Annotated in this window: 11 protein-coding genes; 9 read left to right on the plus strand and 2 right to left on the minus strand. The window is 44.1% G+C overall.

Annotated elements, in window-relative coordinates:
- Position 1: 1 nt before the first annotated feature.
- Positions 2-3,682 (minus strand): exodeoxyribonuclease V subunit gamma, encoded by a 3,681-nt coding sequence (locus AC4MC0_RS15415; protein WP_335998386.1) that lies wholly within the window; start codon positions 3,680-3,682, stop codon positions 2-4.
- 178 nt (positions 3,683-3,860) lie between these two features.
- On the opposite strand from AC4MC0_RS15415, the gene AC4MC0_RS15420 reads away from it, so the two are divergent.
- A complete protein-coding gene (locus tag AC4MC0_RS15420) occupies positions 3,861-4,403 on the plus strand; it encodes a hypothetical protein (protein ID WP_335998387.1) in 543 nt (180 codons plus the stop codon).
- A gap of 55 nt (positions 4,404-4,458) precedes the next feature.
- On the opposite strand, the gene pap is transcribed toward AC4MC0_RS15420, so the two are convergent.
- Positions 4,459-5,886, minus strand: a complete 1,428-nt coding sequence (gene pap, locus AC4MC0_RS15425; RefSeq protein ID WP_335998388.1) for a polyphosphate:AMP phosphotransferase — start codon at positions 5,884-5,886, stop codon at positions 4,459-4,461.
- Positions 5,887-6,081: 195 nt separating this feature from the next.
- Between pap and AC4MC0_RS15430 the strand changes: the two genes are divergently transcribed.
- The 8 genes from AC4MC0_RS15430 (at position 6,082) to AC4MC0_RS15465 (ending at position 15,497) form a co-directional block, all read left to right on the plus strand.
- Positions 6,082-6,786 (plus strand): DUF8198 family protein, encoded by a 705-nt coding sequence (locus AC4MC0_RS15430; protein WP_058868808.1) that lies wholly within the window; start codon positions 6,082-6,084, stop codon positions 6,784-6,786.
- Between the two features lie 167 nt (positions 6,787-6,953).
- Positions 6,954-7,898, plus strand: a complete 945-nt coding sequence (gene ubiE / locus AC4MC0_RS15435; RefSeq protein ID WP_335998389.1) for a bifunctional demethylmenaquinone methyltransferase/2-methoxy-6-polyprenyl-1,4-benzoquinol methylase UbiE — start codon at positions 6,954-6,956, stop codon at positions 7,896-7,898.
- A 23-nt stretch (positions 7,899-7,921) separates the two neighbouring features.
- Positions 7,922-8,593, plus strand: a complete 672-nt coding sequence (locus AC4MC0_RS15440; RefSeq protein WP_335998390.1) for a ubiquinone biosynthesis accessory factor UbiJ — start codon at positions 7,922-7,924, stop codon at positions 8,591-8,593.
- A gap of 12 nt (positions 8,594-8,605) precedes the next feature.
- Positions 8,606-10,225, plus strand: a complete 1,620-nt coding sequence (locus AC4MC0_RS15445) for an ABC1 kinase family protein (RefSeq protein ID WP_004692684.1) — start codon at positions 8,606-8,608, stop codon at positions 10,223-10,225.
- 162 nt (positions 10,226-10,387) lie between these two features.
- Complete coding sequence (locus AC4MC0_RS15450; protein ID WP_335998391.1) at positions 10,388-11,464, plus strand: patatin-like phospholipase family protein; 1,077 nt, start codon at positions 10,388-10,390, stop codon at positions 11,462-11,464.
- A gap of 261 nt (positions 11,465-11,725) precedes the next feature.
- Entirely contained in the window at positions 11,726-13,012 is a 1,287-nt protein-coding gene (locus tag AC4MC0_RS15455) for an FAD-dependent oxidoreductase (RefSeq protein WP_491887146.1), read from the plus strand.
- 188 nt (positions 13,013-13,200) lie between these two features.
- Positions 13,201-13,983, plus strand: coding sequence for a bifunctional phosphoribosyl-AMP cyclohydrolase/phosphoribosyl-ATP diphosphatase HisIE (gene hisIE / locus AC4MC0_RS15460; RefSeq protein ID WP_004978775.1), 783 nt, complete (start codon positions 13,201-13,203; stop codon positions 13,981-13,983).
- Between the two features lie 11 nt (positions 13,984-13,994).
- Complete coding sequence (locus tag AC4MC0_RS15465) at positions 13,995-15,497, plus strand: AAA family ATPase (protein ID WP_078388536.1); 1,503 nt, start codon at positions 13,995-13,997, stop codon at positions 15,495-15,497.
- Positions 15,498-15,525: the final 28 nt, after the last annotated feature.

Here is a 15,525-nt window from a genome sequence, read left to right on the forward strand (position 1 = left end):
CTTAGTCCTCAAGGCTTTGCTGATGCAAAAATATCGGATGATATAGTTCATAGGAAAACTGCTCACAGGCATGGGCAAGTAATGCTTTGGCATCCTGCTCTTGTAAAATAAACTGCCAGTCGCGGTGTGCTTTATTGGCTTCATTTTCAGTCATTGAAAACCCACTAAAGCGACCATCTTCTTCCCACACTTTATAAATGGCGTCCATGTCCGCAATCACCATCTGTTCCTGATCATTCAGTTGCCATTCATGCGTTTTATCTTTTTCTGCAATTTTCAGTAACAAGGCCGCAGGTAAAACCAAAGGCTGAGTTTGTGCATACTCCCATGCTTTCAACCAAGGTTTGAGCCATTCACGCGCCTGATTTGAACTCACACCAGTACATAAAATGGTTCGGTCACTAAACACCACGATGCGTTGATATTGCTGTCCGCCCTCTCCCAAATTGACATAAGCCAACCACAGTAAATACTCTAACCAAACTTTGGCACGGCGCTTTGCTCTGGCACTGGATGCTTCTACACTGACCCATTTTTCAGCACTGTATTTGGCTAAAGTAACATTGATCTGTAAATGTTCATTCACCTTCCAGACTTGTTGGGTCGTGGCTGTAGCCTCGGGTGCATAGCGTTGTAAACGTGTCAGCAAGCGCTGCTGCTCAAGCACGCTCATTTGCCAGACCCCATCTTGGACTTTACCAATCGGCAGTTGATCCATCAAAAGATTGGCATCTGCCGCTGCCTCATGTTGTTGTAAAAAATGACGAATGGCATAACGTCCTAAACCATCGAGCAGTAACGGTTCTTGCGTTGCAGGAATCTCTTCTGGTTTTAAGTTTTCCACGCCTAAAGTCTTGAGATACAGCCTTGCAGGGAAAGTGATGTCCTGAATCCACTGCTGACTATCAAGAACTTGAATATCTTGCTCTAATTTTGGATAAGGCGTGTTAACCCAACTACTCCGTTGCCCCGATGCATACTGTAGTTGTTTCGCGACCTGAAACCATTGATCCTGAAAACGAATACTGTGCTCAGACTCAAAACCACGCGGATCAAAAGGTAATAAAGGATGGACATGATACAGCGATGCCAACTGTGCAGGGACAGTCACACCATGCTGATCAACCATTGCATTGACACTCTTGCTTTGTGTGTCAGGCTGCACAATAAAGGCCATATGCTGAATCAGTTCTTGCAATACCGTAGACGGATCACGGACTTCACCATCGTTGATATCAAAGCCATTATAAAATAACCATAAGTTCTCTTGTGCCAACAACAGCGCATCTAGAAAAGCCCCTTGATCATCTTCCAAACGGGAACGATCCCCCAGTTGTGGCTTCAGCAAGTCCATCAGGTCAAAAGGCAAATGCGCACTGCGGTTGGGAAACTTGCCACTGTCCAAGCCCAACATCACGATCAACTTATACGGCACAGGTCGAATCTGGCCAATTTGACTAAACGTGATCTGCCCCGTGGGTTCTGCATAGTCCAGTTGCGCTTCTAAGGTCTTTTGGATTTCTTCTAATACATAAGGCAAAGGTAAACTTAAACTGCGCAGTGCATGATGATCGTGTTCGTCATAGAAACTCGCCAAGGTCAGCATACGTTCTTGTTTTTTGACCATCTTATACACTGCGGCCAAAGACTCGACACCTGCGGCTTCAAACTCGCGAATATCTTCCATCAAACGATTCAGCCAAGTTTCCGCCGTCGTCCGCTGTCCGATTTCATGCGCGATCATCCACTCCGAGCGGTGTTTAAAATCCTGATAAATTTCAATCAAAACACCAATCAGCTCAAAATCACTCAACTGGACTTGGGCATAGCTCAAGGTCTCATGAAACAGCACATGTTCTGGTACAGCGATGCCTAAAGCCAAACGATCTAAAGCAAATTTCAGACTATAACGATAGTCTTCATCTCCTTCGGCCAAACTACGTTTTAAATGTTCAGCATCCAATCCACGCTTAAAGCCTGCGTTGATCAACAGCTCCGTCATCCGCTCAATCATATTCATGTCTAAGCCATAACGTTGCTGCGTTGCATTTAAACTGAGCCAATCGGCAAAGTCTTCAATACTGAAACGCCCCCGCACCAAGACCATCCGTCCTAGCACAGCACGCCAGCCATTTAAGGCATCGAGTTGAGTCACGCCGGCCAGCTTAATCGGCAGATAAATACTGTCTTTACTCAGTTGGTGGCCCTTTTGCAAAGCCTCACGCTCATGCGGAGGAGGCGCAAAAACACTGCGAATAAAAGGCTCTAGCTCAGTCAAACTGGGCGTCAACACCAAAATATCACTTGGACGTCGTGGTGCTTCGGCCGTGCCCTGAGCCAACCAATGCGTCAGTTGATCTTTGAGGACTTCAAGCTGTCTGAGGCTGGAGTGACAGACATGAATCTGTATCGAATCATCTTGTTCAGCCAAGGCATACTGATGCTGCGCAGGTTCTACCAAATACAGTACATCAGACTGAATTTTACCAAGTAAAGTTTCTGGATATTCATCAACAAAGATATCGGCCCACACCCCATCCTCACCTGAAGAAAGGCTAGAAAGTAAAGAGAAATGGTCGCGCGCTTGTTTACCAAATCGGGTCAGTAAAGGATGGCGAGACTCTCGGGTTTCTGCATTAAAATTGAGGGTAAACTCATCAAAAAACTGCTGAATCTCGGCATCATTGGCATTTGGATGTTTTTCAATAAAACGCTGCTTCACCCGTGCGTCATAACGCGCTTTCCAGTTGGGATCGACACTGTCCGCCCAGTATTCTTGTGAAGGGTTATAGTGAAAAATAAAGATCTCGAGATATTGCCCCAATCGATGTAAAAACTCCAATTGTTTTGGTGGTAAATCTAAAACCGTAAACACCACCAGCTGAGCAGGTAACTTTTTAAGCGCAGCGTCTCGGGTCTCGGCTTGATCGAGTAAGTCCCAAAATGCAGTATCAATACGCTGAATTTGTTCAAAGTCAGCATGGAACACCACTTGCCAGAGCCAACGCTGCCATGCTTCCAATTCATGCGCTTGATTAAGCTGAAAAGCACTAAGTTCTTGCTGAGTTTTAAAGAACATCTGCTCCAAATCGAGCGGCTGATTCTTGCCCCACGCTTGTAACCAATTCGTCTGGCAACGACAATTTTGCGGTGGACAACCTTTAGTGCAATGCCCACGATAATCCATATAAAAACTAAATAACCGTGAAACCTGCTCCGCCACCCAATACAACATGCTTTGCTTTTTGAGCTGTTTATCAATGCCTTGTTGCAACCGGTCAGCGCTGGCATAGATCCGCTGAATAATCGGATACAACGGATGAGCAACCTCTAAAGGATTCAGCTCGGCTTGTATAAATTCTTTTAAGGCTTGGAAGACGCGCCATTTAATAATCAGTCGCGGAATATTGGCTTTACGGACTTCATCTTTTTGATCGACCAAAACCCACTGATAAGCCGACCATTGAAAACCACGAATACGATGATGAAACTGCGTGTTGGCACTAATGCCCTGCTGCTCCGCCAACTTTTGTGTTAGCCAAGCCTCAACCGCAGGTGAAGGTACAATAAAGTGCTGTGCTTGCAACACTTGAAAGGCATTTTTGGCTGGTTTAAAGACGGTTTTTTGCATGGCCTGCAACAGAACATCAATACGCTGACTTTGTATTACGTGTATCGCCATGTTTCCTCTCAAATAACCATCTTATGAAAAATCTACAAAAGTACACAGATTATTGACTATACTTCTGGTTCTGTCTATGTCACTTTGATGACATATTTCTATTTAAAATTTGCTTTAAAATACGTACTTTAAGCAAAACTAGAATCAATGTGAATCAGGATATTTTAGGATTTAGAAAATGAAATTAGAGCATATTCCAGAAAAAATTGATCCCTCTTTAAATTTAGAACAAATCCGTGAAGAGTGTTTGGATTTAGTCAAAAAGCGCGCCTATTTTTCCGCAGGTGCAGCGGTTATTCCAGTCCCTTTCCTTGATGTGGTGATTGATGTGGGCATATTGTCGCAGTTGATTCCCGAAATTAACGCCCGCTTTGGCCTAACCCCTGAGCAAGTCAGTGTTTACGACCCAGAAACCAAGCAAATACATTGGTCAGAACTGCGTAAACGTGGCGTGGAGTTCTCTGGACTGGTGGTGGCACGTACAGCCGTGAAGAAATCCCTCAATAACATGGCAGCCAAATACATCACCAAACAAGTCACTAAATTCATTCCTCTTGGTGGACAGATGATTGCGGCTAGCTTGGGTTATGTCGTGATGAAAAAAATTGCGGAAACTCATGTGGAAGAGTCGTATAAGCTCGCCAAAGGCATTCAACTGAAACAAGCCGCTGAACAAGGTGTGCCTGTTGCAGCGCCAGTGACCCAAATTCCTTTGCGTTAATGATTAGAAATGAATTTATCCCTAAAAAACGGTCAAATGACCGTTTTTAAGCTTTTTAATCTGTATCGCGATCCGCTTTGAGCTGTTTTAAAATTGCCCTTAAGACTTCAATTCGGGCCTGTTGTTTATCATTGGTGGAAATAATATACCAAGGCGCATAACCTGTATCGGTATGTGCAAACATATCCGCGGCTGCCTTTAAATAGTCATCCCATTTGTCGCGATTGCGCCAATCTTCTTCGGTAATTTTAAAGCGTTTATGCGGAGTACTTTCGCGGGCTTTAAAACGCGCTGCTTGCTCATCTTTATCAATCGCCAGCCAAAACTTAATCAGCACGGTTTGGCTGTTACTGAGGTTTTTTTCAAAACGATTGATTTCCGCATAAGCGCGTTGCCACTCTACCTCGGTTGCGAAGCCTTCTACCCGCTCGACTAAAACGCGTCCATACCACGTCCGATCAAAAATAGTGATGTCATCCGACTGCAATTTGCTCCAAAAACGCCACAGATAAGGACGGCGTAACTCATATTTTTCAGGTGCGGCAATGGTATGAATTTCATATTCTCGTGGGTCGAGCTTTTTCACAATACGCTTAATCGCCCCCCCTTTACCCGCAGCATCCATACCTTCAAAAGCAATCACCACTTTACGGTCATCACAGCGCATGGCATCGGCCACTTGTTTGGTGAGTTTTTTCAATTCTGATTTATAGTTCGCATCCTCAGCTTGAGGGACTTCAAACTGAGTCAGAATATCTGGTATTGGTGCTTGCTGCCATTTTAGCGCGGCCTTTTTTTCATGCTCTGGACAGTGACGCAGCGCTGTTAAAATTGCTTGTGCAAAATTGTGATTACGCAAATCCTCATCTTCACCATCAATGATTTGCCAGTCATCGGTGAAGCGCGTACGTAGCTTTTGTAAGGTGTCATATTGTTTTTTATTGCGCCAGTCTAGCCCATGCAACTTATGCCAATGCACTTCGCTCGGGTCCATGTCATCCAGACGCTTTTGCAAAGACTTCCACGACAAATCGAACCAAACTTTTAAGACATCTACGTTGTTGTTTTTTAAGTCCTGTTCAAAAGCCCGCATATTGCTAATGTATTCATCAAATAAAGTGTCGTCTAAAGGTTTTGAAGCATGCATGGCCGTAGCCAACAAGTCCCCATACCAGTTACCAAACCACACCATAATTTGCCCTTCGGCAGGTACAAATCGAGTATAGGGCTGCCAAAAAGGCTGCTTCAGATTAAACAGATGCGGTGGATCGGCTTTGACATATAAAAAACGCGGATCGACCCATTCACGCAGCTGTTTTACCGCTTCGCCTTTACCCGCAAGTTCAATTCCACTGACCAAAATCACCAAACTTTTTGCATTGCTCTGATCACGGGTATTCATCAACGCATATTGCGCTTCAATTAAGTCCAGTGAAAGCTGTTCTTCGTTCAGCACTATACTGGCGATCGTTTCTGTATCCATTGCCCCTCCTTTTTTCTATTTAATCAAATCACTAGATCCTAAAAAATGATGGTCTAGATGATTTTCATATGTATCTTTTGACTACTTCTACATCAAACTGACCACAAATAAATAGTTTTTTTGTCACTTTGTCATAGCGAGTTCCATCATCACGCACTAAGATTTAGCTATCTTTAAATAGAACTGAGACAGCAAATGTCCAAACTCGCCGCCCTCGATGAGCTTTTAGAACAGTATTACCAATTGCATTATCATCAAGATTCGGTGCTCTTCCAACGTTTACAAGATGTGCAAACTTGGCAAAAACAGCGAATGCAGCGTACCCACAACAAAACTTTCACAGAAAAGCAAAATCTGTTGATGGCCGAGTATTTTATCAATCGTTTATATGGTGGCCCAGATTTTGATGCTTTGGCGGGACAAATTGCGCGCTTGAGCAAATATGCGCACAAAGCAGAGAAATTAATTCCTGAAAATGCCATTAAAACCGGTACCTCTGGGGTTGAGTTGGCGATTTTGGCGGTGCGACTGGATGAACAAGTAGCAATGCAATTGCTGAAAGATCACCATCCCTATGAACCCTTAACCGATGATTTGATGCGCCAAGCCTACTTAAAACTAGAACAAGGCGAAGAACGCTTGAAACAGCTATATTTACTCGATCAATTGGGTAAGAACCTCGATAAATACATGCGCTCTTTTATGGTCTATACCGCTTTTAAGATGTGTAAAGGGACGGCCAACAAATATAACTTCAATATCATGTATGATTTTATGCAAGATGGCTTTTTGGCCATGAAACCGCTAAAGTCGGCGGAGAAATTTGTGAAAGACTTTACTGCGGTGGAACGTCAAATTATTGATAAAGTACATTCGGGTCATCTATACCCATTTCAGTAAATTTCAGATTATTCCTTGATAAAAATAAGGCAGTAGCTGCATAGCTCTGCTGTTTTTCTGTATATTATTCAGCACAATTGCATGATGGTTACTGTACAACGTCCTAGAATCTGTCATCATGCATGCACTGCAACATTTACCCTATTGCTATGTTAGGAGTGACTCCCATGTCGAATGAAAATCAAACGCCTACCGCTACTCAAGAGTCGGCACAAAACACAGACAAAGTGAGTCCATTTTTAACTGAACCATTACCCCAAGGTACGGCGCAAGGTCAGCAAAAATCATTACAACAACAGTTGACTGATACGCCAGTAACTGGTTCTGTACCTAAATACAATCTTCCTCGCGGTGCCAACACAGGTAACGTCGGCAGTACCACACACTTTGGTTACCAAACTGTCAGCAGTGAAGATAAAGCGCAAAAAGTGGCGGAAGTTTTCCACTCGGTTGCCAGCAAATACGACATTATGAATGACTTGATGTCTTTTGGTATTCACCGTCTATGGAAACGCTTTGCGATCAATATGTCAGGGGTACGTCGTGGTCAACGCGTACTAGATATTGCTGGGGGGACAGGCGACTTGGCTAAAGTGTTTAGTCGTGAAGTCGGCCCTACTGGTCATGTAGTACTTTCAGACATTAACGAATCCATGCTCAATGTTGGCCGTGACCGCCTGATTGATGCTGGCTGTACCAATGTTGATTTCGTATTAGCCAATGCTGAAACCTTAGAGCCATTTGAAGACAACAGCTTTGACCTACTCACGATCTCGTTTGGTCTACGTAATGTGACCGATAAAGATGCAGCACTTGCTGCGATGTATCGCGTGCTTAAGCCAGGTGGTCGCCTACTGGTATTAGAATTTTCCAAACCTGTATTTGAACCGTTTTCAAAACTGTACGACCTATACTCGTTCACCGCACTGCCAATCATGGGCAAAATTATTGCCAATGACTTAGAAAGCTATAAATATTTAGCCGAGTCCATTCGTATGCACCCAGACCAACGCACGCTAAAAGGCATGATGGAAAATGCAGGCTTCCAAAACTGTGACTATCATAACCTGACAGGTGGTATCGTTGCTGTACACCGTGGTTTTAAACTTTAAAATTAAACGTTTAAGGGCAAATTATGTGGTCGATTCTGGCACTCGGTGCAATTGAACGATTAATTCATCATGTGATTAATTTGGATGCGATCACTCGCATCCAGCTCAATGAACTACAAGGCAAGATGTTACGTGTGGTGATCGCGTCCCCGCAACTGTCTGTAGATGTGTTCTTTGACCAAGCTAAAGTGCGCTTAGAGCCTACCGTTACAGGGCATAGTGAAACAGCGTCCATTTTTGAACAACGCCCTTTTGACCAAGCTCAATCTCACCCCCCAGCAACCGCAACTTTAACGGTGGCCAATGTGGTTGAGCTGCTCAAGCTATTACTGGCGGATGATGTCGGCAATATCCCGCTCCAAGGTGATTATCACCTTCTACAAGATATTCAACGGATAATGCAACAAGCTGAGCCTGACTTGGCTGCGCATCTAAGCCCGTGGATTGGCCCAAGTTTGGCGCATGAATTGGCTAAAATTCAAATAACACCAAAGCACATCAAACAGGCCTTACAAAGTCATTTGTTCTTTGCTGAAGATGCCTTGAAAGAAGACAGTGGTCTATTTGCCCCGCGTTGGCAAATGGATGATCTGCATCAAGACACCCGCATTTTTAATCAAAACTTAGATCGTGCCGAAGCCAAAATTCAACAGCTTCAAGCACAGATTGACACTCAAGACTCAACTCAAAACTAGGTATTTACATATATGATTCCGCACGTTTCACGTTTACTCGAACTTTGGCGCATTGCCGCGCACTATAGACTCGACACGTTGTTTCCTGCGGAAGAATTGCCTGAAAAAGCACGCCATGCATTGGGTGTAATTCGTATGCACCCTGCGGCATGGTCCAGTCGTGAACGAAAAAATCCACTGAAGCTCAAACAAGCTTTAGAGGAAATGGGACCACTAGCGATTAAAATGGGACAGTTGCTGTCTACTCGTCGTGACCTAATTCCACCTGAAGTACTACAGCAACTGGTTTTACTCCAAGACCGTGTCAAACCGTTTGGTTCTGATGTGGCGAAAATGCGCATTCAAGACTCACTGAAAGCCGATGTAAACACGCTGTTTGCTCGCTTCGACGAACAACCCTTGGCAGCAGCCTCGATTGCTCAAGTACATACGGCCGCTTTACATGATGGTCGCGAAGTGGTGGTGAAAGTCACCCGTCCCGCTATTCGTAGTCAAATTTTACAAGACTTTGAAATTTTAGAATGGCTAGGTGATTTTCTAGAAAAACGCCTAGAAGCCGCGCGTGCACTGCACTTATCTGAAATTATTCAGGACTATCGTCAAGTCATTTTAAATGAACTGGATTTGACCTTAGAAGCCGACAATACCCGTCGTATGCGTCATTACTTTACAGGCTCAAGCATGATGTATGTGCCTGAAGTCTATATGGACAGCAAAGACGTGATGGTGGCCGAACGCATTACCGGCGTTCCCATTTCAGACATTGAAACCTTCGAAAAGCTGGGAATGGATCGTAAAGATCTGGCGGAAAAAGGCTTAACCATTTTCTTTACCCAAGTCTTCCGTGACAACTTTTTCCATGCCGACATGCATCCGGGCAATGTCTTCGTTGAAACCCTAAACCCAAGCCAACCCCGCTATATTGCGCTGGACTGTGCCATTATGGGTGAGTTGTCGAAGCATGACCAAATGACCGTGGCACGTATGCTGCTTGCGGTCATGAACAGCGACTTTATGCAACTGATTCAAATCGTGCATCAAGCTGGTTGGATTCCACCGGGCACAGACCAAGATGCACTAGCACGTGAAATGCGTCGCACGGTCGGGCCAATGGTGTCCAAACCTATGCATGAATTGGACTTCGCGGGCATTTTGATTCAAGTGATGGATATTGCACGACGCTTCCATTTGGAAATTCCACCACAGCTGATGCTGCTGCTTAAAACCCTCGTGCATGTTGAGGGTTTAGGGACAGACCTTTACCCAGAGCTGGACATTTGGAGTTTGGCAAAGCCAATCCTGACCGATTGGATCAAAGCGCAAATGAATCCACAGAAGAACCTAAAAGAGCTGGGACAAAAAATTCCGGACTTACTTTTAGGGGCACAAGACTTCCCGACGCTGTTGGTCGATAGCTTAAATGGTCTCAAAAACCAATCAGCTTGGCATGCTAAACAGCTCAATGAACTGCAAAGTATGCGCCTACAAATGGAGCATCAGCAAAAACGCAGTTGGATTTTTGGTAGTCTCATGGCCATTTTGCTGTCGATTGCGATTATCTCACCTTGGTTTATTTCAGTGATCTTAATTGTACTCACCAGCTTACTGGCAGTATGGCGCGTGTTTAAATAGATGCTTCCTGCTGTATTAAAAGCCTGAGTCTCTCAGGCTTTTTTTATGTTTAACTTCTATGTAGGAAGTGACTCCCAAGTCATTATTGGATCACTTTCGCCAATGTGCTCGTTCTCTCGCCAGTTAAAATGACAATACATATTGTCTTTTTGAATGATCACGATGACTCAAATCCTGCAGAAAAACCCTCCAGCTTTAAGCATTCGTGCAGGTAAATTAGCACGTCAACTGATTCAAAGCGAAGGCTTACAAGCGGAACAGGTCGATATTGTGCCCGGTGCCGCAGGTGGGCCCAAAGGTATCGGGATTCAAGGTTTAGACCAAGCTATTTTTGGTGAATTCTTTGCTCGTGCACCGCAAAGACGGACTTTGATTGGTTCGTCCATTGGCAGTTGGCGCTTTGCCAGCATCTTAGCGCACGGTGCAAAAGCAGGTACCGAACGTTTAGGTGAACTCTATACCAACCTGTATTTTGACAAAAAAATGCAGCGTCAAGAAGTCAGTGATATTTGCCGTGGCATGCTGCTCGATTTGGTGCAGGGCAAAGAAGTGGAATTGGTCAAGCATCCCGATTACCACCTCGCGGTACTGTCGATTAAGGCTCAACACATCTTCCAAAGTGACCAAGTTCTGCCGCTCTTGGCCTCTGTGGCAGGTATCATCGGCACAACCGCTGTTGCGCGAAAGCATAGTCGCCACTTTATGCAACGGGTGATTAGTCAGCCCAGTAATGGTAAACAATTTAAAGTGGAAGATGATTTTCCCACTCATTACCACAGTCTCACCGCTGCAAACGTTCTGCCTTGGCTGATTGCCTCAGCTTCTATTCCAGGTGTGATGGCCGCAATTCGCGATATTCCAGATGCACCACAAGGTAGTTATCGTGATGGTGGTCTGATTGATTATCACATCGATCTGCCTTTTGAGAGTCAAGGCATTGTGCTTTATCCACACTTTACGGACAGCATTACGCCGGGGTGGTTTGATAAGCTGTTTAAACGTCACGCCAATCCTGAAAATCAAGCCCGTACGCTACTCTTGTCTCCGTCCCAAGACTATTTACAGAGCTTACCTTTAGGACGCCTGCCCGATCGTAAAGATTTCACCCTCAAAGGGCTCGACCAAAAACAGCGCATTCAAATGTGGAACCAATGTATTTCTGAAAGTCAGCGCTTAGGTGATGAGTTCTTGGAAATGGTGGAAAAACAGCATTTTGCACAGGTCATACAAGATTTATAAACAAAATTTGCGCATGAATGTAATCTTGTTTAATCTGACCAAATAAAGAAAAATCGAGATTACATTTTTTTCTATGCTAACAATAATTTTAAGTGAACAAAAAAAATATGGTCAAGTCATTGAATTACAAAATAAATCGTGGGAAAAAATGTGATTGCAAGCTCGTTAGAAGATTTCATTTAAATCAACATCTACCAGTTAAAAAAACCTGACGATATTCGTTACGCATTCATTTTAGATAATGGTTAAATCATTCGATCTATGATTTCTAATCACTCCCCCCACTTCGCCATCATCGGTGCAGGAACAGCAGGATTAGCCACTGCGATTTTACTGGCTCGGCAAAATATTCAAGTCAGTATTTTAGAGAAAGCCACAGAAATTGAACCTGTCGGAGCAGGACTGTTACTACAGCCCTCTGGTTTAGCTGTTTTTGAGCATTTAGGCCTTTTAGATGAAGTTTTAAGACTGGGTGCAAAAGTCACTGGGCTTAAAGGTCAGTTACCGAGTGGAAATTTATTGGTGAATAGCCATTATAAACAAGCGCATCCTGATTTTTATGGGGTAGGTATTCATCGAGCAACTCTATGCCATGTTTTAGAAAATAAATGCCGTGAATATCCTGAACTCATTACATGGTATATGAATACCAACATTCAAAAATTAGAAGAAACATCCAATCAAGTCCGAGTTTTGGGTACAAAAGATGGTGAATCATTTGATCAAGCTTTTGATGCTGTGATCATTGCCAATGGCGCACGCAGCCTTTTAAGACCCCAAAAATGGGTGAAGGTTGATCAAGCTTATCCTTGGGGAGCTAAATGGACGATTGTTCCCGAATGTCTTGGATTAGATACAGAAATTTTACATCAGTTTCATGATTGCTCTAAAATCATGATGGGAATCTTACCGACAGGTACAGTGCCACATGAACCCAAGCAAAGACTGTCAAGTGTGTTTTGGAGTCTTCCAAGCCATCAGCTAAATAACTTTCTACACAATTCACAAGCTCACTCAGATTGGTTAAACCAAGTGTCTAAGCGTTGGAAACCTGCTGCGGATTGGTTAGAACAAGTCATTGCCCAGCCTGAACAAAAATCACAATGGTTGACTGCAAATTATCGTGATGTAGTACTGTCTAAGTTTGGTGAGGGTCGTATTGGTGTCATGGGGGATGCAGCACATGCGATGAGTCCACAACTGGGGCAAGGTGCAAATATGGCCCTTTTAGATGCATGGGCTTTGGGACAAGCGGTTCAAAGCGCAAGAAAAAATGCAGCCCTTGATTATGTTCAACTCTGGCAAACGTACCATCAACACCGTCAAAGTTCGACGGCGTTCTATCAATTTTTAAGTCGTTTACTCACACCACTTTACCAATCTGACCTATGGTGGGCAGGTGGTTTACGTGATTTAAGCTTTGCTTGGATGTATCGAATTCCCTATTTCCGTAAAGAAATGGCGGTGACGATTTCAGGTTTAAAATTAGGCATGTTCAGTCAAATGAACTATCGGGATATTGCAAAACAAAACAATCATTCTGTATAGAATGCGATGACAATCATCTTCATTCGCTTTGGATGGGTGAGTGATAGACGAGTTTCTAAAATACATTATTAAGCCACTGTAAGATAACTGTAGAAAGTTTCTCCTCTATTCTGTTTAAATCACGTAGACTATAGCGCGCTACGTTAACATCGTAACACTCTCAATATTTATTCGCTTGGTGAAATCTTATGAACAATTTGCAATGGCTCGATGAAGTAAAATTTAACGAACAAGGTTTAGTCCCTGCCATTGCACAGCATCACCAAACGGGACGTGTCTTGATGGTTGCATGGATGAACCGTGAAGCTTTGGCTTTGACGGCTGAGAAAAACCAAGCCGTATATTTCTCTCGTTCACGCAACAAGTTATGGCACAAAGGCGAAGAGTCTGGGCATTTTCAAACCGTACATGAAATTCGTCTCGACTGCGATGCCGATGTAATTGTGCTGCAAATTGAACAGCACGGTGGAATTGCCTGTCACACAGGGCGTGAATCATGCTTCTACCGTAAACTCACGCCAAATGGCTGGGAAATTGTGGATGCACAGCTCAAAGACCCGAACGCGATTTATGGCGAAAAATCGAAAAATCCACATACATTGGCAATGAATGCCTCAACGGCTCAGTCTGAGCAAGTTGAAGTTTTGTCCTACCTCGGTCAAATGATGGCCGAGCGTAAAGCAGCAGATCCAGACTCGTCTTATGTCGCGAAGCTGTACCACAAAGGTCTCAACAAAATTTTAGAAAAAGTCGGCGAAGAAGCGGTTGAAACCATTATCGCGGCTAAGGATTTTAAATCTGAAGCCAATGAAGACCATAAAAATGATTTGATCTATGAAGTGGCAGATCTTTGGTTCCATACGATTGTGGTTTTAGGCTATTTCGACTTAGACCCTCAAGTGGTTCTTAATGAATTGGCACGTCGTCAAGGGCTTTCTGGTTTGCTTGAAAAAGCCAACCGCAGCCACTAAGTTTATTGCCTGTGTCGAATATCATCAAACCGAGCGCGACTTATGAGCAAGCTATTGCCATTGATAACGCGCGTCTGGGTAAATCGTTTAAAGTAATTGCTTATGCAGGCACAGGTAAAACCACCACACTGCAAATGATTAGTGATGCCATGCCACAAAGACGTGGCATGTATTTAGCGTTCAACAAAGCCATTGCCAGCGAAGCGCAAACGAAGTTTCATGGCAATGTCGACTGCCGAACCTTTCACTCGCTTGCTTTTCGCAGTGTTCCACGTGGAGTGACGGACAAACTTCGTCTGCCTCGTTTAAGTCCGAGTTTTATTGCCAAAGAATACCGCCTTGAACCCATCACCCTAAGACGGATGATGGGCGGACGTTATGAAAAATATGTGTTGATGCCATCACGCTTGGCCAGCCTTGTGGCCAATGCTGTGAGTCACTTCTGTTCAACCAGTTCTCAGTATCCTGCACCGCGACATTTGCAAGCACCGAGCTGGTTACATCCCGATGATATCGATTCACTACAAAAGCACCTCTACCCTGCCATTGAACGACGTTGGTTAGAGTCGATTGATCCCAACCATCAGGCTGGGATTGGTCACGATATTTATTTAAAACTGTGGGCGCTGTCTGAACCCAATATCCCAAGTGACTATGTGTTGTTTGATGAGGCACAAGATGCTGACCCACTGATGTTGGGCATCTTACTGAAGCAGCGTAATACACAAGTGATCTATGTCGGAGATGCACACCAACAAATTTATGCATGGCGCGGCGCAGTCAATGCTATGCAACAACTGCCTTTGCCTGAGTCACGCCTCACCACCTCATTCCGTTTTGGTGAAGAGATTGCATTGCATGCCAATGCCATTTTAGGCGCCTTGAATGAAACCGTACCGCTCATGGGCAACCCTCTGCTCAACTCCAAAGTGGTCAACAAACCCCATACCAAAATGCGCGATGCGATTTTATGTCGCACCAATGCGCGCGCTATGGAACTGTTGCTCTCAGGATTGGTCCATGGCGACAAAGTCAGCTTACAAGCCGACCATGTCAAACTGAACCGCTTTGTCGATGCCGCAGCGATGCTTAAACAAGGTAAGCGCGTCACCGATGTGCCGGAACTGGCCTGGTTTAATTCTTGGCATGATGTACATGAATATTGCGAAACCAATGACGGCAGTGACATCAAGCCTTTAGTAAAATTGGTAGATGATCATGGCACCGATCCACTCAAAAAAGCCCTCGCGAAGATTACGCCGATTGAACAAGCGGATTATATTATTTCCACCGCACACAAAGCCAAAGGCTTAGAGTGGAACCGCGTTCACATCGAAGATGATTATCAGTTTAAGGTCAACGACAAAGACCATAAAATTAGTGATGAAGAGTTAAGACTGCTTTACGTGGCCTGTACACGTGCTAAAGTAAGTTTAAATATCCATCACATTTACGATCTGATGCAACAGCTGAAAAAACAAATGCCAAGCTCATTACGTAAAGTTGCTGGATAGTCGAATGTAAAAATAGTCACAACCGCTG

This window comes from Acinetobacter sp. CAU_H_S139_7 (assembly GCF_058599305.1).

Bases quoted from the DNA above. Each gene is read 5' to 3' on its own strand.
- AC4MC0_RS15455 (WP_491887146.1), top strand. From the start codon at position 11,726: ATGATTTCTAATCACTCCCCCCACTTCGCCATCATCGGTGCAGGAACA.
- AC4MC0_RS15445 (WP_004692684.1), top strand. From the start codon at position 8,606: ATGATTCCGCACGTTTCACGTTTACTCGAACTTTGGCGCATTGCCGCG.
- pap (WP_335998388.1), bottom strand. From the start codon at position 5,886: ATGGATACAGAAACGATCGCCAGTATAGTGCTGAACGAAGAACAGCTT.
- ubiE (WP_335998389.1), top strand. From the start codon at position 6,954: ATGTCGAATGAAAATCAAACGCCTACCGCTACTCAAGAGTCGGCACAA.
- AC4MC0_RS15420 (WP_335998387.1), top strand. From the start codon at position 3,861: ATGAAATTAGAGCATATTCCAGAAAAAATTGATCCCTCTTTAAATTTA.
- AC4MC0_RS15415 (WP_335998386.1), bottom strand. From the start codon at position 3,682: ATGGCGATACACGTAATACAAAGTCAGCGTATTGATGTTCTGTTGCAG.
- hisIE (WP_004978775.1), top strand. From the start codon at position 13,201: ATGAACAATTTGCAATGGCTCGATGAAGTAAAATTTAACGAACAAGGT.
- AC4MC0_RS15450 (WP_335998391.1), top strand. From the start codon at position 10,388: ATGACTCAAATCCTGCAGAAAAACCCTCCAGCTTTAAGCATTCGTGCA.
- AC4MC0_RS15430 (WP_058868808.1), top strand. From the start codon at position 6,082: ATGTCCAAACTCGCCGCCCTCGATGAGCTTTTAGAACAGTATTACCAA.
- AC4MC0_RS15440 (WP_335998390.1), top strand. From the start codon at position 7,922: ATGTGGTCGATTCTGGCACTCGGTGCAATTGAACGATTAATTCATCAT.